Source organism: Streptomyces sp. NBC_01296, from assembly GCF_035984415.1.
GTDB lineage: Bacteria > Actinomycetota > Actinomycetes > Streptomycetales > Streptomycetaceae > Streptomyces.
This window is the reverse complement of record NZ_CP130720.1, coordinates 8,216,175-8,231,536: the sequence shown is the minus strand read 5'-3', so window position 1 is coordinate 8,231,536 and position 15,362 is coordinate 8,216,175. Positions and strand designations below refer to the sequence as shown.

Genomic DNA, 15,362 nt, shown 5'->3' with positions numbered 1-15,362 from the left:
GCGGCTACGTCCGGGCCGCAACCACGGTGCGTACCGGGACGGTGACACCACGGATCGGTGCTCCTTCCTGTGCGGCTAATGGACCGCGCGGTCCATTAGCCTGGGGCCGGGGGGATCATGGAAAACGGACCACCGTGGCGCGAGCGGCTCTTCGCGTACCTGCTGTTCGTCGGTGCCACCGCGCTCACGGGTGTGCTGGTGCTGTACCTCGCGCTGTTCGCGCACCTGGCGAGCGCCGATGTGCACCCGCGGGGCAGGGGATGGCTGGCGCTGTTCATACCGCTCCTGGCGATCGCCGGGATCCTGCTGTGGCGATCTCGGCCGCGAACGCGGGTTCCGGTTCCGGTGAAGGCGCTGGCCGTGTTCCTCGCGCTGGCCGTGCTGTTGCCGGGCTGGCAGGCGTACGCGTGGATGCGCGGCCCGCAGATGTACGTCTGGACCTGGCTCCAGCCGATGGAGCCCGTGCCGGGACAGCCGGTCGGCGTGTTGCGGACGCGGGCGTCCGAGCTGGTACGGGCGCGGACGGACGGCCTGTACCTCATCAACTCGGAGGGCCGGTCGGGCTGGCGGCTGCCCGCCCCCGAGGGGACCTCGGTGTGCGAGCTGAGCCGCTCCGCGCCGGAGGACACCGGCATCGTCGCGTACCGGCGGGGCGACGGGGGCGGCACCGGGGCGGGGTGCGGGGCACAGGTCGCGGCCGTGGACCTGTACTCCGGCCGGACGCTGTGGAGCAAGGACCTCGCCCCGGGCGGAGGACAGGCCGTGGCCGTGGTGGGCGGCACAGCCCTCGCCGCGGCGGAGGGCGCCCTGCTCGGCCTCGACGCACGCGAGGGCAGGGAGCGGTGGCGTATCGAGATCCCGCAGGGCTGCACGGTCGGAGCCGTCGACGGGGCCGGTGACCGGATCCTGTACGTGGAGCGGTGCGCGGACGGCGCGGCCCGGCTGACGGCGGCCGACGCGCGGACGGGTGCCCGCGCATGGCAGAGCAGCCTGCCGCCCGGCTTGGGCCCGGCGGGGGAGGTCCGGATCCTGTCCGTGCAGCCGGTCGCCGTCCGGGTGCCCGACGGGGTGCTGCTGTTCGACGACTCCGGGCACGGGCGGGGCACGATCCCCGTGTCGGGCCCGCAGGAGGACCTGTCGTCCACCGACGGCGACCTGCTGATCACGCCGGTGCAGGAGAAGTCCCCCGGCCTTTCCGCGTACTCCCTCACCGACGGCCGTCGGCTCTGGCACACCGGGCTCGGCGGGGAGCAGCCGAGGGCACTCGCGCGGGGCAAGGGGACGGGCGAGGTCGACGTACTGACCGCGCGCGGCGGGTGGACGTACCTCTGGCGGCTGGACGAGCGCACGGGCCGGCGGCGGGAGCAGCCGGCGGTCCTGCGCGACATGCCGCTGGCGGCCCGCTTCAAGATGTACACCGACACGCCGGACGGCCCGACGTTCGTCAACCTGGACCCCGAGACGAACGCCCCCACCGCCCTCCCGACGGTCTTCTGGATGGCCCCGGTCCTGGGCTGGTGACCGCCCCTGTCTGATCCGAAGGGCGGGGCTACCCGTCGGTGCGACGCAGGTCGCTACCCTGCGGCCACAACCGGGCCGGCCGTGACCTGAGGGCCGTTGGGGAGCAGCGACGCGAGGTTGTCCCTGACGAAGTCCGCCGCCCGCTCGATCGACTCTTCGGCTCCGGATTTGTCTTCGAAGACGCTGGTGGAGACCATCACTCCGTCCCCGGCGTCCACCCAGTAGTAGGCCACGAAACCGGGGGTCCGGCGGAGGAGAGGCACGAATCCCTCGTCCACCCGGCGTCCTGCCTCGGCAGAGTCAGTCACTCCTTCGTAACGCCGGATCACTGCGTACATGGCTGATCTCCTCATGGATCCCAAGGTCACCTGGCGCGAAACGACCTACCCCCAAAGACCGCCCCTCGCTCGGGGGACGTGCGGAAGTGACCCGGATAGGCGCACCGGCGATCCACTTCGGGCATCTGCTGTGGCCAGGGCCGGGCAGACCGGGACTTCGCGGAAGTCCGGTCAGACCCCTCCGCTTGGCCCACGCGACGCCCGCCGGCACGGTGCGGCGGCGGGCCGGCACCGTGTAGGCGGGATGTCGGCCGCCCGGCGGGACTGTCGGTGGTCCATGGGCGATGTGTCGGTGGCCGCTGGAACCGTGGGGTGTCGAGTTACCGGCCGGCGGAGCAGCCGCGGCCGCCCTCACCAGCAAGGGAGCCCTTCGCCATGTCGTCCGCATCCTCCACCCCGCCTTGGAACGTCCGACGTCTGCCGCGTGCCGATGGCCGCGCATTCCTGGTCACCGGCGGCAACGCCGGCATCGGGTACTTCGTCGCGGAGCAGTTGTCGGCAACCGGTGCCACCGTCGTCCTCGGCAGTCGGAATCCCGCCAAGGCCGAGGTCGCCACGGCCTCGATCCGTGCGCGCGTTGCCGGTGCGCGGGTGCGGGCCGTACGGCTGGACCTCGCCGACCTCTCGTCGCTCGAAACAGCGGTGGAATCACTGGAGGTGGAGCGCCTTGACGCGGTGGTCCACAACGCCGGCGTCGCGCTGGACGACCCGCCGCGCCGGGAGACCGGGGACGGTCACGAGCTCATGTTCGGCACGAACCACCTCGGGCACTTCGCGTTGACCCAGTGGCTGATGCCGCTGTTGTCGGCCGCGCCGGCGGCCCGCGTCGTGACCATGGGCAGCTTCGCGGCGAAGTCCGAGCGGCTCGACCTGGACGACTTGCAGTCCCGGACGGACTACCAGCCCAAGCGCACTTACGGACGCTCCAAGTTGGCACAGATGTACTTCGGCGTCGAACTCGACCGCCGCCTGCGCGCTGCCGGCAGCACGGTGACGAGCGTGGTGGTCCATCCCGGCGGCGCACTGGACTCCCTCACCCCGTCACGGCCGCCGGTTCATGTGCGAACCACCGGCGCCCGGCTGTGCGCGGCACCCGCGGCCCTCCTCGTCCAGGGCAAGCACGCCGGCGCATGGCCCGCGGTCCGGGCGGTGCTCGACCCGGCCGTGCGGGGAGGCCGGCTGTGGGGACCGCGCGTCTTCGGCCTGCGCGGCGAGCCCCGACGTGAACCGGTGTGGAACCACCTCGCCGACCCCTCCGTCGCGGCGCGGTTGTGGGACGCAAGCCGCGCCCTGACCGGCGTCGACCCCGGTGCCATCCCCGGATAGCCCTGTTGGCCCAACCGTGGCGCTTGAGCACACTCAGGGCCGCGGGTGTGAAAATGGGCGTCTACGGACGCCCTCCCAGCGTTCCCGTCGCGTGTCCGGCTCAGGTTGTTCGGAGGCGTCAGATCGAGGCAGGAGCACCTTGGCCACCACGAACCGCTGGCACCTGCAAGGTTCGGTCGATTACGCCTACTCCGGCCAGGAAGCTCGCGCGTTGCTCCACCGTCGGCTGGACTGGGCAACCCAGGAGACGTGGTTCGAGAGTGACGCGGGGCAGCTCTTGGCCGTGGTCACCAACGGCGAACGCGCGATGGTCATGGTGCTGGACGGGGAAGGCGACCCGGGCAAGCATCTGGTCGATCCGCGCGGAGAGGGCTTCTCTGCCGGCTACGTGCTGTCCAGCGGGCAGTTCGACACCTACGCCGACCGGGACACTGTCGCCTTCGACTTCGCCGAACAGGCCGTGGCGCACTTCATCGAGCACGGCACTTGGCCACCCGGGGCTACCTTCGCGACCGCCCCGGAAGGCGGCCCATGTGGCACCGCCCGGCGGATCCAGGGACGAGGGAACTAGGACGGAACCTGACCTGGTCCGGTCGTACCGTCGTCACGTCCGCAGGAACCAGCAGAAAGGACGCATCGATGAAGCACACCGCGCCCGAGGGTTACACCAGCGTCGCACCATGGGTCGTCACCGACGACACCGGCGCGCTGCTCGACTTCATCACCGCGGCGTTCGACGGCGAAGAGGTCGCTCGGGTTCCCCTCGAAGACGGCACCATCGGCCACGGCGAGATCCGCATCGGTGACACGGTCGTACTGGCCTTCGACCGCCGGCCCGACTGGCCGGTGATGCCCGCGTTGCTGCGCCTCTACGTCCCCGACGCGGACGCCGCCATGGCCGCCGCCGTGGCCAACGGGGCGACGGTGGTCACTGAGGCCGCCGACAGCGCGTGGGGCGACCGGGGTGGCAGGGTGCGCGACCCGTTCGGCAACATCTGGTGGGTGTCGAGCCGGGTCGAGGACATCGCACCGGACCGGGCCTGGCAGCGGATGTCCCAGCCCGAGTACGCGGAGTCGATGCGTATCGCCCAGGAAACCCTGGACGCCGAGCTCAGCGGGCGGGAGTCCGGGGTGGCCAGCGCCCCACAACACCCGGCCTCCTGACCCCCGTTCATTTCAACCGGAGGCGTTTTGTGTCCGGGATATGAAAAGCGAACACGCTTGTGTGGCGATCCATATCCGGACCGTTGACATCGATTCTCGGCTTTATCGAAGCTGCTTTCGTGTCCTTGAGCGAATCGATCGTCCGCGCCGCACCCGCCGGCCCGCCCGAATTCCCTGGGCCGGCCGAGCGGGTGCTCCCGCTGCGCCGCCCCACCCGGTGGATCGGCGGCGCCGTCGTGCTGGTCCTGGTCGCCCAGGCCGGCCACGGGCTGCTGACCAACCCCTTCTACCAGTGGGACCGGTTCGCGTACTGGTTCCTGCGGCCGGTCGTGCTGGAGGGGATGTGGATCACCCTCCAGGTCGCCGCGTACAGCGCGCTCCTGGGACTGGCGGGCGGAGTGCTGCTCGCCCTCGGGCGGCTCTCCGGCAACCCGGTCCTGCGTTCGGTGAGCTGGACGTACGTCTGGCTGTTGCGCTCGGTCCCGCTGATCGTCGTCCTGCTCTTCCTGTACAACCTCAGCGCGCTCTACCCCACGCTGAGCATCGGGGTGCCCTTCGGTCCCGCCTTCTTCACTTTCAACGAGTCGCGCCTGGCCACCGACATGGTCGTCGCGGTCGTCGGACTGAGCGCGGTCGAGGCGGCGTACGCGGCCGAGGTCGTCCGGGCCGGGCTGCTCTCGGTCGACCAGGGCCAACACGAGGCCGCGGCCGCGCTGGGTCTGCCCAAGCGGTACCAGTTCACCCGGATCGTCTTCCCTCAAGCGCTGCGCGCGATCGTCCCCTCCTACGTCAACCTGCTGATCGGGCTGGTCAAGGCCACCTCGCTGGTCTTCTACGTCTCCCTGCTCGACCTGTTCGGCACGATCCAGGGTCTGGGCAGCACCTATCCCGGGGACGTGGTGCCGCTGCTGGTGGTGGCGACCGTCTGGTACGTGATCCTCACCAGCATCCTCTCGGCCGTGCAGTTCCACGTCGAGCGGTACTTCGCCCGCGGCGCCCTGCGCACCCCTCCGCCCACTCCCCTGCAGCGGGCCCGGGCGGGCCTGGGCGAGCTGCGCCGTCGCCACCGGAAGGAGCCGGTGCGATGACCGCCGCCGCACCCGCCGCGATCGAGGTCCACGACGTGCACAAGTGGTTCGCCGGCCGGCGGGTCCTGAACGGGGTGAGCCTGACGGTGCGACCGGGCACCGTCACCGCGGTCCTGGGCCGCTCGGGCTCCGGCAAGTCCACGCTGCTGCGGGTCGTCAACCACCTGGAGAAGCCGGAGGCCGGGTACGTCAGCGTCGGCGGCGAGCTGATCGGCGTTCAGCGGCACGGGACCCGGCTGAAGGAGCTGAGCGAGCGGGCGATCCTCGCACAGCGCGGCCGGATCGGTTTCGTCTTCCAGAACTTCAACCTCTTCCCGCACCTGACGGTGCTCGACAACGTCGCCGCGGCCCCGGTGGCCACCGGTCGGCTGCGCCGCGCCGACGCCCAGGCGCTGGCGCGCGAGCTGCTGGAACGGGTCGGACTCGGCGACCGGACCGGCGCCTATCCGCGCCAGCTGTCCGGCGGCCAGCAGCAGCGGGTGGCCATCGCCAGGGCGCTCGCGCTGCGGCCCGGGGTCATCCTCTTCGACGAACCCACCTCCGCCCTCGACCCCGAGCTCGTGGGCGAGGTGCTGTCGGTCATCAAGGACCTGGCCACCGGTGGCACGACGCTGGTCATCGTCACGCACGAGATCGGCTTCGCCCGCGAAGTGGCCGACGAGGTCGTCTTCCTGCACGACGGCCGGATCGTCGAACAGGGCCCGCCCGAGCAGGTCCTGGACCGTCCCGCGCACCCCCGCACCCGCGAGTTCCTCAGCAAGGTCCTCTGAGCGCACATCCGTCGCTGCGCCTGCGCCCCTGTTCCCCCCCGATCGGAAAGGCACCCTCACCATGCTGCGCCCGTCCTCCCCGCGTCTCAGACTCGTCCGCGGCATCGGCGCCGCGGCCGCCGCCGTCGCCCTCGCCTCCGGCCTGACGGCGTGCGGCGGCGACGCCGAGGCAACGGGGCCGGCCTCCTCCGGCAAGGTCACCGTCGGCGCCGTCTCCAACGGCGCCGCCAAGGAGGCCGAATTGGCCGCTCCGGTCGTCGAATCGCTGCGCGCCCAGCTGCCGGCGGAGGTCCGCGACCGCGGCGAGCTCGTCATCGGGGTCGGCGCGCTGCCCGCCGGGTTCCCGCCGCTGGCGTACGTCGGCACCGACCAGAGGACGCTGACCGGGGCGGAGCCGGACCTCGGACGGCTGGTGGCCGCCACCCTCGGCCTCGAGCCCGTCCTGAAGAACTCCACCTGGGAGAATCTCTTCCTCGGCATCGACAGCGGCAAGGTCGACGTGGCGTTCACGAACGTCACGATCACCGAGGAGCGGAAGAAGAAATACGAGTTCGCCTCGTACCGGCAGGACAACCTGGCCTTCGAGGTGCTCAAGGACAACCCCTGGAACTTCGGGGGCGACTACCGCAACCTCGCGGGCAGGACCGTCTCGGTCAGCCCCGGCACCAACCAGGAGAAGATCCTGCTGGAGTGGCAGAAGAAACTCCGGGCCGAGGGCAAGGACATCACGGTCAAGTACTTCCCCGACGCCAACAGCGTCGCACTCGCACTGAGCGGCAAGAAGATCGACGTCAACTTCGGCCCCAACCCGTCGATCGCCTACCACGTCACCCAGACCGCGAGCAGCAGCACTCCGACCCGCAATGCCGGCTCCGTTTCGGGCGCGGGCGAGTCCCTCCAGGGGCTGATCGCGGCGACCGCCAGGAAGGACAGCGGACTGGCGAAGCCGGTGGCCGAGGCGATCAACCACCTGATCAAGGAGGGCCAGTACGGGAGGCTTCTGGCGGCATGGAACCTCTCGAACGAGGCCGTCACCACCTCCGAGGTGGACCCGCCCGGCCTGCCGCTGACCAACTCGTGAGCGGCAGGCCGGGGTGTCGAATTCGCCCACCCCGCATCGGCCTCCACTTTTCCGCACGCCATCAGGAAGGCGTAATTCACCATGTCCGTTTCCGAATCCGCACCACTGCACCTCGCCGTCTCGCTGGACGGTGCGGGCGAGCACCCGGCCGCCTGGCGTGAGCCGGGGGCCCGGCCCGCCGAGCTGTTCACCGCCCGCTACTGGGCCGGCCTCGTCGCGGAGGCCGAGGCGGGGCTGCTCGACTTCGTGACCTTCGAGGACGGGCTCGCCCTCCAGTCCTCCTCCCCCGGCGGCCACGACGAGCGCACGGACCGGGTCCGCGGCCGGCTCGACGCGGTCCTCACCGCTGCCCGGGTGGCGCCGCTGACCCGCCGCATCGGGCTCGTGGGGGCCGTGACCACCACCCATACCGAGCCCTTCCACATCTCCAGGGCCGTGGCCACCCTCGACCACGTCAGCCGCGGCCGCGCCGGCCTGCACGTACAGGTCTCCGGACTCCCTTACGAGGAACGGCACTTCGGCCGCCGCCCGGCACCGCTCGAGGAGGAAGAGCTGCACGAGGAGGCCGCCGACCACGTCGAGGTCGTCCGGCGTCTGTGGGACAGCTGGGAGGACGGCGCGGAGATCCGCGACGTGGCCACGGGCCGGTTCGTGGACCGCGACAAGCTCCACTACATCGACTTCGAGGGGCGCCACTTCAGCGTCCGCGGCCCTTCGATCACCCCGCGCCCGCCCCAGGGGCAGCCCGTCGTGAGCGCGCGCGCCGCCGACAGCGCGGCCTACGGGCTCATCGCACGGTCCGCCGACATCGGCCACCTCGTGGCCCGCGACACCGGAGAGACCCGCGCGGCCGTCACCGCCGTCCGCGGCCTGCGCGCCGCGGCGGGGCTCGCCGAGCGGCCGCTGCACCTCTTCGGGGAGCTGACCGTGTTCCTCGACGAGAGCGCCGCAGCGGCGACCGACCGCCGCGGACGCCTCGACGAGCTCGCGCGCGACCCCTACGACGGTGACACCGCCGTGTTCGCCGGTACCGCGGGGCAATTGGCCGAGCTCCTGCAGGAGCGCAGGGAGACGGGCCTGTCGGGCTTCCTGCTGCGCCCTGCGGTCATCGCCCACGACCTGCCCGCCATCACCCGCGCCCTGGTGCCTGAGCTGCAGCGGCGGGGCCTGTTCCGCCGGGAGTACGAGGCGGACACCCTGCGCGGTCTGCTGGGGCTCGACCGGCCCGCCAACCGCTACGCCGCGGCCGCGCTGCCGGCCGCCTGACACACGCTTCGCGTGCCTCGTCTGCCTCGCCTTCGGAAGGACGAACCATGACCACCGCGCCGCTCAAGCAGATCCACCTCGCGGCCCACTTCCCGGGCGTGAACAACACCACCGTCTGGAGCGACCCGGCGGCCGGCAGCCACATCGACTTCGACTCCTTCGTCCACTTCGCCCGGACCGCGGAGCGCGCCAAGTTCGACTTCCTCTTCCTCGCCGAGGGGCTGCGGCTGCGCGAACAGGGCGGGAAGATCTACGACCTGGACGTCGTCGGCCGGCCCGACACCTTCACCGTGCTGGCCGCCCTCGCGGCCGTCACCGACCGCCTCGGGCTGACCGGCACCATCAACTCCACCTTCAACGAGCCCTACGAGGTGGCCCGCCAGTTCGCCTCCCTGGACCACCTGTCGGACGGCCGGGCCGCCTGGAACGTGGTCACCTCCTGGGACGCCTTCACCGGCGAGAACTTCCGGCGCGGTGGCTTCCTGCCCCGCGAGGAGCGCTACAGCCGGGCCAGGGAGTTCCTGGCCACCGCGCACGAGCTGTTCGACTCCTGGGACGGCAGCGAGATCGTCGCCGACGCCGGATCCGGCACCTTCCTGCGCGACGCCCGGGCCGGGGCCTTCGCCCACAAGGGCCCGCAGTTCGACATCGAGGGCCGGTTCAACGTGCCGCGCAGCCCGCAGGGCCGCCCGGTGATCTTCCAGGCGGGCGACTCCGACGAGGGCCGCGAGTTCGCCGCCTCCGACGCCGACGCGATCTTCGGCCGGTACGGGACCCTCGACGAGGGCCGGAAGTTCTACGCCGACGTCAAACGCCGCCTCGCGAAGCACGGGCGTACGCACGACCAGTTGAAGATCCTGCCCGCGGCCACCTTCGTCCTCGGCGACACCGACGCCGAGGCCCGCGAGGCCGCCCACGAGGTGCGCCGTCTCCAGGTCAGCGGGCAGACCGCGATCAAGTACCTCGAACACGTCTGGAACCGGGACCTGTCCGGCTACGACCCCGACGGCCCCCTGCCCGACATCGACCCGGAGACCGGCGAGAACACCATCGCCCTCGGCCGGGCGAGCGTGCGCCAGTTCCGCGATCCGCTGGAGACCGCCCGGCAGTGGCGCGCGCTCGCCGAGGCCAAGAACCTCTCGATCCGGGAACTGGTCATCGCCACCACCTCCGGCCAGACCTTCGTCGGCTCCGCCGCGACCGTCGCCGAGCAGATCAACACGCTGGTCCAGGCGGACGCGGCCGACGGGTTCATCCTGGTCCCGCACATCACCCCGGGCGGTCTCGACGCCTTCGCCGACACCGTCGTCCCGCTGCTCCAGGAGCGCGGCGTCTTCCGCAGCGAGTACGAAGGCACCACCCTGCGCGACCACCTCGGCCTCACGGCGGCGCAGGTGCCCTCCGGCTGGCGGGCAGCGGCCTCGTGAAGTTCCTGGCCATCACCCTGATCACCGACAACGCGGACCCGGTGACGGGCGCCGCAGCCCCCACCCGGGAGCGGTTCCGCGAGGTCGTTTCGAGCGCGCTGCTCGCGGAGGAGCTCGGCTTCGACGGGTTCGGCGTCGGCGAGCGCCACGAACGGCCGTTCCTGTCGTCCTCGCCGCCCGTGGTGCTCAGCCACATTGCGGCGATGACCCGGCGGATCCGCCTGTTCACCGCCGTCACCACGCTGAGCCTGCTGGACCCGGTGCGGGCGTACGAGGACTACGCGACCCCCCGCACTGTCCGGCGCGGAGGTGCTGCCGCGGCCGTACCAGCGCACCCTGCGCGTCTGGCACGGCAGCGCGACGAGCCTGGAGTCGGTGTATCTGGCGGCACGGTACGGGGATCCGCTGTTCCCGGCGAACGTCACCCATCCCATCGGGCCGTACGCGGAGTTCGGCCACACCGTCCTGCACCTGCAGGCCGAGGCGTGCGGGCTTTGGGAGGCGGAGCACCGCGCCTCCCTCGAACTGTTCCAGTCGGAGATCGCCCCGGTGCTGCGCCGGGACATACCCGACCCGTCCTTCCCCGACCTGTAAGGAGCCAGGCCATGTCCGGAATCCCCCTCGGGGTCCTCGACCTCGTCCCGGTCGCGTCCGGCTCGACCGCCGCCGAGGCCCTCACCCACAGCATCGACCTGGCCCGCCGTACCGAGGAGTTCGGCTACGCCCGCTACTGGTTCGCCGAGCACCACCTCAATCCGGGCGTCGCCGGGACCTCCCCGGCGGTCGTGCTGGCCCTGACCGCGTCCGCCACCAGCACCATCCGGCTCGGTTCCGGCGCCGTCCAGCTCGGGCACCGCACCGCGCTGTCGACGGTGGAGGAGTTCGGCCTCATCGACGCGCTGCACCCCGGCCGTCTGGACCTGGGGCTGGGGCGCTCGGCGGGGCCGCCGCCCCCTCGCCGGCCGGTGGAGGGCGCGGGGGGCGGCGAGCCCGTACCGCTCACCCCGGTCGTCGGCGGCCGCACCCCGAACGGGCTGCGCATCCCGGACCGGTTCTCCTTCGCCCATCTGCTGGGCCATCCCCGGGTGGCGCTCCAGCAGAAGCTGCTCAGCCTGCCCGGCGCGCAGCCGCAGGACTACTCTGAGCAGGTCGACGACGTCCTCGCGCTGCTGCGCGGCGCGTACCGCACGCCGGAGGGTGTGGAGGCGCACGCCGTTCCCGGCGAGGGGGCCGACGTACAGGTGTGGATCCTGGGCAGCAGCGGCGGGGTGAGCGCGGAGGCGGCGGGCCGCAACGGGCTGCGCTTCGCGGCGAATTACCACGTCAGCCCGGCCACGGTGCTGGAGGCCACCGAAGGGTACCGGTCCGCTTTCAAGCCTTCCGCGGAGCTGGACCGGCCGTACGTGACGGTCTCCGCCGACGTGGTCGTCGCGGAGGACGACGAGACGGCCCTCGAGTTGGCCACCGGGTACGCGCCCTGGGTACGCAGCATCCGCACGGCTGAGGGCGCGATCCCCTATCCCACGCCTGCCGAGGCGCGCGCCCTTCCCTGGTCGGAGGAGGACGGCAAGCTGGTGGCGGACCGTGTGGAGACCCGGTTCGTGGGCTCGGCCCGCACGGTCGCCGACCACCTGGAACGACTGCAGGAGGCGACGCGCGCCGATGAGCTGCTGATCACCACGATCACCCACCGGCACGCGGACCGGGTCCGCTCCTACCGCCTGCTGGCGGAGGAATGGCGGCGGCGCGGCTGACCACCGGCCCGGCGGCCGGGCCGGAGCGGCACCGGTTCGGTTCGAAGCCGTGGCGGACTCAGCCGAGCTGGTAGTCGAACCAGATCCGGTGCGTGCCGTCGGCGTCGACCGCCATTCCGCCGGCGCCCGAGATCCCGGCCAGGTCGGCGGTGCCGCTCGACGGAACGATGGTGAAGAACTCCGCTGTGCGGTCGCTGCCGGACGTCGTCGCCGAGTGCACGAAGTTGAAGGCGCCCTCCCGGCCCTGCAGCGATCCTTCGAAGGACTCCATCGCCACGTAGGTGCCGACACCGGTGGTCTGATCGAACGCGGCGGTGAACAAGGTCGCCGAGCGGCCGGCGACCTCGCCTTCGAAGCGCTTCTCCATCCTCGCCACGCCCACCGGCAGTCCGGTGGGCACGGCCGGTTCGGGCTGCAGCTCGGTGGGGACGAACGTGGTCACGGTGAACGTTCCGATAGCTCTCATGGACCGACCGTACCGATCCGGTCTGACAGCGGCCGGCGCAAGCCCGGACCGGAGCGGCTGTGGCCCCTCCGGCGTCCGGCGGTGCGGGGCCTGGGTGTCGGGCTGCGGTCACCGGGTGCGGAAACTGCCGCTGTACACGTCCGTACGGTTCTGTGGAGCATCGGAGTGGGTCTCGGTCAGCACCGCCCGTACTCCCTTGCCGTCTGCCACCAGGCCTTGGTAGTCGCCGAGGAAGTAGCCCCCGGAGGACGGTGCCTGCAGCCAGTCGAAGATCCGCGAGATCCGTCGTTCTGTCCGGAGCTTCGGGTCTCCGTGCGGCAGCGTGGCCAGCTGGTAGGCGGTGGGCAGGGTGGTGGTGTCGCCCGGCTTGAGGAAGCGCAGGTCGTAGTAGGTGAGTGCGACGGTGCCCCGCTCGTCGACCGCGATCGACGGGGAGAAGCCCGGCACGCCCTTCGGGCTGATCAGCTCCGGGGCACCCCAGGTCCGTCCGCCGTCGGTGGAGCGCACCAGCTGGACGGAGTCGAACGTGCCTCCGGAGAAGTCCGAGCCCTCGTAGGCCATGTACAGCGTGCCCGTCTTCGGGTCGATGGCCGGGCTGGGCAGGGTGGACCCGGCGCGCAGCACCTTGGTGGGGTCGTTCGGGTCGACCTCCGGTACGGAGGTGTCCCGGGCCACGGTGACCGGGGTGCTCCAGGTCTCTCCGGCGTCGGTCGAGGTGACCACCGCGTAGTGGGCTTCGACGACGGTGCTCAGGTCCTCGGAGAGGGTGATCGTGTCGAAGAAGTCGTACAGGGTGCCGGTGTGCCGGTCGACGACGATCAGATGGCCGATGGTCTGGGTGTTGGGCACGGCGGAGGTGACGACGAACGGCCGGGCCTTGCTCCACGTGCGGCCGCCGTCGCGGGTGAGGGAGATGTAGCCCGGACCGTCGAGGGAGCTGGGGCCGGGCGGGTCGTTGTCGAGGCGGTCCCAGACTTGGTAGGCGGTGCCCTTGCGGATCGGATCGGCGGTGAGCGAGGGCTTGTCGTTGAAGAACGGCTGCTCGTCGACGTGCGTGGTGGTGAGGTTCCGCCAGGTGCGGCCGCCGTCGCGGGACGTGGCGGCCAGGAGGCCGGTGCGCGTGCTCTTGGTGAAGTCGACGCCTTCCCCGCCGGCGTAGACGGTTCCGTCCGGTCCGGTGCTCACCCAGGGGTCGGTGGCCCGTTCGAAGTCCGCGCCGCCCGGGGCGCACAGGCTGAACGGCAGTGTGCTCCGGTGGAAGGTGCGGCCGTCCGTGGTCCAGGCGGCCGCCAGGCCGCGGGCGCCGCCGTCGTTCCAGCGGTCCTGCTGGAACACGGTGACCACGCGCTTCGAGTCGCGCGGGTCGACGGACAGGTACGGCTCGACCTCGGTGCCCGGATAGACGACGCTGTCAGGCGACATCGCGCCGATGGTGCAGTTCGCGTACGGGTCGCCGTGGGACACCTTGGTCAGCGGTGCGCCGTCGGGGCTCTGGTCTGCGGCGGCGGGAGTCGCGACGGTGACCGTGGTGAGCAGGAGCGCGGCGGTGGCGACAGCGGTCAAGGGCAGGAAGACGCGCATGCGGGGATCTCCTCCGGGCCTCGGCGGCCGGGGTGCGGGACCGCCGTCATCAGGGCGGCGTGGAGCGCGGAGGCATACCGGAACGGGAGTGGGTGGGACGACTCCGCTTGATCCTTTTCGGCGTGGTGGCCGGTGCCCTTGATGGGCCGGACGGCTGAGCCCTCCCCCGCGTCGTCGAGGATCACGAGGCGGCGGCGGCAACTCGCCACGGTGCGAAACCGCTCGCCACCCTCCGTCCCAGCCCTTGTTTCATCTATCGACTTTCGATAGATTCCCATCGCAACTCGATGGAAGGATGGGTCATGGGAAAGCTGGCCGTGCATGCGCTGCGCGCCGTGCTCGCGGTGGTGCTCGCGGGCACCGTGTGCGTACAGACATTGATGGTGTGGACGCTGGTCAGCGGGAACGACCCGGAGGACGGGTCCCTCCCGCTGACCGCGTTCCGGGTGATCGCGGTCCTGGGCATGCTGTCGGCCCAGGTCGCCCTGGTCTGCGTTTGGCGGCTGGTGACGATGGTGCGACGCGGAACCGTGTTCTCCCACGCCGCCTTCCGGTACGTCGACGCCGTGATCGGCGCGATCGTGGCGGCTGCCCTGCTGTGGTTCGCGGTCACGGCCCTCAATGCACCGGGCCAGCGGGAGGACCCGGGCGTCACCGTCATCATGGGCGGGGTCGGCCTGGCCATCCTGGGGGTCGCGCTCATCGTGCTCGTGCTGCGGATGCTGCTCGCCCAAGCCGTCGCGCGCGACGTCGAAGCCGCGCAGATGCAGGCCGAGTTGGACGAGGTGATCTGATGCCCATCACCGTCGACATCGACGTGATGCTGGCCAGGCGGAAGATGTCCGTGGGCGAGCTCGCGGACCGCGTAGGGATCACACCCGCCAACCTGGCGGTACTCAAGAACGGCCGGGCCAAGGCGGTGCGCTTCGCGACGCTCGCCGCGCTCTGCGAGGTGCTCAGGTGCCAGCCCGGCGACCTGCTGCGCTGGGAGGCCGAGGACTCCGCGGACGCATGACGTGCCCCGGGGCGGACGACCCCGCAGATTCAGGGCTGAGCGGGGCGCCGCGGGCCCGGCGCGCACGGTGCGCACGTTGCGGTGCCCAGCTCGCCTCGCGGGCCTTGCGCGCATCGCCCATGCTGAGTGGAGGGCGCCCGTCAGCCCTGAGACTTGTCCTCCCACAGGGCCGTGGTCGGCGCCTGAGAGGAGAGTCATGCGCATGCCGAGAATCCCGGCCTCGCGCCGGCCGCCGCAACCCCTCCAGTTCGCTCACATGACTCCGCGGTGAGGCCGGACATGGACGAGAAGCCGAAGAACCTCAGCGATCCGGAAGCGCTCTCGGACGAAGAGATGATGAAACTGATCAATGAAATCCTCGACAGCGTCCCACCCGAACAAGCCGAAGCCCGCCTCCTCGCCATTGCCGAGGGGAAACCGGCCCCCCACGACGTTCCGGTTGACCTGACCCCCGCCCAAGCGAGCAGCCTTCTCGTCTTCCTCCACAGGGGCGGCGGCTGATTCCGCCCCGGAGCGCCGGGGCACACCGGGGCGATCAGGAGCAGCAGCCTCCGCCCGGCTGCCG

At 71.5% G+C, this 15,362-nt stretch carries 16 protein-coding genes and 1 pseudogene; 14 read left to right on the top strand and 3 right to left on the bottom strand.

All coding sequences use genetic code 11. The features are described from left to right. The first annotated feature begins 117 nt into the window (after positions 1-117). A complete protein-coding gene (locus OG299_RS37405; protein ID WP_327363997.1) occupies positions 118-1,521 on the top strand; it encodes an outer membrane protein assembly factor BamB family protein in 1,404 nt (467 codons plus the stop codon). Between the two features lie 53 nt (positions 1,522-1,574). Here OG299_RS37405 and OG299_RS37400 read toward each other — a convergent pair whose 3' ends face one another. Continuing rightward, positions 1,575-1,784: a hypothetical protein gene (locus tag OG299_RS37400; protein ID WP_266633054.1), complete on the bottom strand. Its 210-nt coding sequence runs from the start codon at positions 1,782-1,784 to the stop codon at positions 1,575-1,577. A gap of 450 nt (positions 1,785-2,234) precedes the next feature. Between OG299_RS37400 and OG299_RS37395 the strand changes: the two genes are divergently transcribed. The 10 genes and pseudogenes from OG299_RS37395 (at position 2,235) to OG299_RS37350 (ending at position 11,735) form a co-directional block, all read left to right on the top strand. After that, a complete protein-coding gene (locus OG299_RS37395; protein WP_327363996.1) occupies positions 2,235-3,185 on the top strand; it encodes an SDR family NAD(P)-dependent oxidoreductase in 951 nt (316 codons plus the stop codon). A gap of 139 nt (positions 3,186-3,324) precedes the next feature. Continuing rightward, the gene (locus OG299_RS37390; RefSeq protein ID WP_327363995.1) at positions 3,325-3,756 is read left to right on the top strand and encodes a hypothetical protein; all 432 of its coding nucleotides are present in this window, start codon (positions 3,325-3,327) and stop codon (positions 3,754-3,756) included. 68 nt (positions 3,757-3,824) lie between these two features. Beyond that, positions 3,825-4,349 (top strand): VOC family protein, encoded by a 525-nt coding sequence (locus tag OG299_RS37385; RefSeq protein ID WP_266633049.1) that lies wholly within the window; start codon positions 3,825-3,827, stop codon positions 4,347-4,349. 125 nt (positions 4,350-4,474) lie between these two features. Continuing rightward, positions 4,475-5,437, top strand: a complete 963-nt coding sequence (locus OG299_RS37380; RefSeq protein WP_327364668.1) for an amino acid ABC transporter permease — start codon at positions 4,475-4,477, stop codon at positions 5,435-5,437. Next, the gene (locus OG299_RS37375; RefSeq protein ID WP_327363994.1) at positions 5,434-6,207 is read left to right on the top strand and encodes an amino acid ABC transporter ATP-binding protein; all 774 of its coding nucleotides are present in this window, start codon (positions 5,434-5,436) and stop codon (positions 6,205-6,207) included. Before OG299_RS37380 ends, OG299_RS37375 begins: the two co-directional genes overlap by 4 nt. A 61-nt stretch (positions 6,208-6,268) precedes the next feature. Further along, the gene (locus OG299_RS37370) at positions 6,269-7,288 is read left to right on the top strand and encodes a transporter substrate-binding domain-containing protein (protein WP_327363993.1); all 1,020 of its coding nucleotides are present in this window, start codon (positions 6,269-6,271) and stop codon (positions 7,286-7,288) included. An 81-nt stretch (positions 7,289-7,369) separates the two neighbouring features. Beyond that, positions 7,370-8,554 carry an LLM class flavin-dependent oxidoreductase gene (locus OG299_RS37365; RefSeq protein ID WP_327363992.1) on the top strand — a complete coding sequence of 395 codons (1,185 nt, stop codon included), beginning with the start codon at positions 7,370-7,372 and terminating at the stop codon, positions 8,552-8,554. 47 nt (positions 8,555-8,601) lie between these two features. Next, positions 8,602-9,981, top strand: coding sequence for an NtaA/DmoA family FMN-dependent monooxygenase (locus OG299_RS37360; protein ID WP_327363991.1), 1,380 nt, complete (start codon positions 8,602-8,604; stop codon positions 9,979-9,981). Continuing rightward, positions 9,978-10,575 (top strand): annotated as a pseudogene (locus tag OG299_RS37355) (LLM class flavin-dependent oxidoreductase). The gene OG299_RS37360 and the pseudogene OG299_RS37355 overlap by 4 nt, the downstream one beginning before the upstream one ends. An 11-nt stretch (positions 10,576-10,586) precedes the next feature. Then, the gene (locus tag OG299_RS37350) at positions 10,587-11,735 is read left to right on the top strand and encodes an LLM class flavin-dependent oxidoreductase (RefSeq protein WP_327363990.1); all 1,149 of its coding nucleotides are present in this window, start codon (positions 10,587-10,589) and stop codon (positions 11,733-11,735) included. Positions 11,736-11,793: 58 nt separating this feature from the next. Here the strand turns inward: OG299_RS37350 and OG299_RS37345 are convergent, their stop codons facing one another. Both OG299_RS37345 and OG299_RS37340 read right to left on the bottom strand, forming a co-directional pair. Then, positions 11,794-12,201 (bottom strand): DUF3224 domain-containing protein, encoded by a 408-nt coding sequence (locus OG299_RS37345; protein ID WP_266633040.1) that lies wholly within the window; start codon positions 12,199-12,201, stop codon positions 11,794-11,796. A gap of 108 nt (positions 12,202-12,309) precedes the next feature. Further along, the gene (locus OG299_RS37340; protein WP_327363989.1) at positions 12,310-13,782 is read right to left on the bottom strand and encodes a sialidase family protein; all 1,473 of its coding nucleotides are present in this window, start codon (positions 13,780-13,782) and stop codon (positions 12,310-12,312) included. 302 nt (positions 13,783-14,084) lie between these two features. Between OG299_RS37340 and OG299_RS37335 the strand changes: the two genes are divergently transcribed. The 3 genes from OG299_RS37335 to OG299_RS37325 all read left to right on the top strand — a co-directional run bounded on the left by OG299_RS37335 (position 14,085) and on the right by OG299_RS37325 (position 15,298). Next, entirely contained in the window at positions 14,085-14,576 is a 492-nt protein-coding gene (locus tag OG299_RS37335) for a DUF2975 domain-containing protein (protein ID WP_266633036.1), read from the top strand. Further along, the gene (locus OG299_RS37330; protein ID WP_266633034.1) at positions 14,576-14,797 is read left to right on the top strand and encodes a helix-turn-helix domain-containing protein; all 222 of its coding nucleotides are present in this window, start codon (positions 14,576-14,578) and stop codon (positions 14,795-14,797) included. Before OG299_RS37335 ends, OG299_RS37330 begins: the two co-directional genes overlap by 1 nt. Before the next feature lie 279 nt (positions 14,798-15,076). Then, the gene (locus tag OG299_RS37325; RefSeq protein WP_327363988.1) at positions 15,077-15,298 is read left to right on the top strand and encodes a hypothetical protein; all 222 of its coding nucleotides are present in this window, start codon (positions 15,077-15,079) and stop codon (positions 15,296-15,298) included. Positions 15,299-15,362 lie beyond the last annotated feature (64 nt).

Bases quoted from the DNA above. Each gene is read 5' to 3' on its own strand.
- OG299_RS37325 (WP_327363988.1), top strand. From the start codon at position 15,077: ATGGACGAGAAGCCGAAGAACCTCAGCGATCCGGAAGCGCTCTCGGAC.
- OG299_RS37370 (WP_327363993.1), top strand. From the start codon at position 6,269: ATGCTGCGCCCGTCCTCCCCGCGTCTCAGACTCGTCCGCGGCATCGGC.
- OG299_RS37360 (WP_327363991.1), top strand. From the start codon at position 8,602: ATGACCACCGCGCCGCTCAAGCAGATCCACCTCGCGGCCCACTTCCCG.
- OG299_RS37340 (WP_327363989.1), bottom strand. From the start codon at position 13,782: ATGCGCGTCTTCCTGCCCTTGACCGCTGTCGCCACCGCCGCGCTCCTG.
- OG299_RS37330 (WP_266633034.1), top strand. From the start codon at position 14,576: ATGCCCATCACCGTCGACATCGACGTGATGCTGGCCAGGCGGAAGATG.
- OG299_RS37395 (WP_327363996.1), top strand. From the start codon at position 2,235: ATGTCGTCCGCATCCTCCACCCCGCCTTGGAACGTCCGACGTCTGCCG.
- OG299_RS37405 (WP_327363997.1), top strand. From the start codon at position 118: ATGGAAAACGGACCACCGTGGCGCGAGCGGCTCTTCGCGTACCTGCTG.
- OG299_RS37335 (WP_266633036.1), top strand. From the start codon at position 14,085: ATGGGAAAGCTGGCCGTGCATGCGCTGCGCGCCGTGCTCGCGGTGGTG.
- OG299_RS37345 (WP_266633040.1), bottom strand. From the start codon at position 12,201: ATGAGAGCTATCGGAACGTTCACCGTGACCACGTTCGTCCCCACCGAG.
- OG299_RS37365 (WP_327363992.1), top strand. From the start codon at position 7,370: ATGTCCGTTTCCGAATCCGCACCACTGCACCTCGCCGTCTCGCTGGAC.
- OG299_RS37375 (WP_327363994.1), top strand. From the start codon at position 5,434: ATGACCGCCGCCGCACCCGCCGCGATCGAGGTCCACGACGTGCACAAG.
- OG299_RS37385 (WP_266633049.1), top strand. From the start codon at position 3,825: ATGAAGCACACCGCGCCCGAGGGTTACACCAGCGTCGCACCATGGGTC.
- OG299_RS37350 (WP_327363990.1), top strand. From the start codon at position 10,587: ATGTCCGGAATCCCCCTCGGGGTCCTCGACCTCGTCCCGGTCGCGTCC.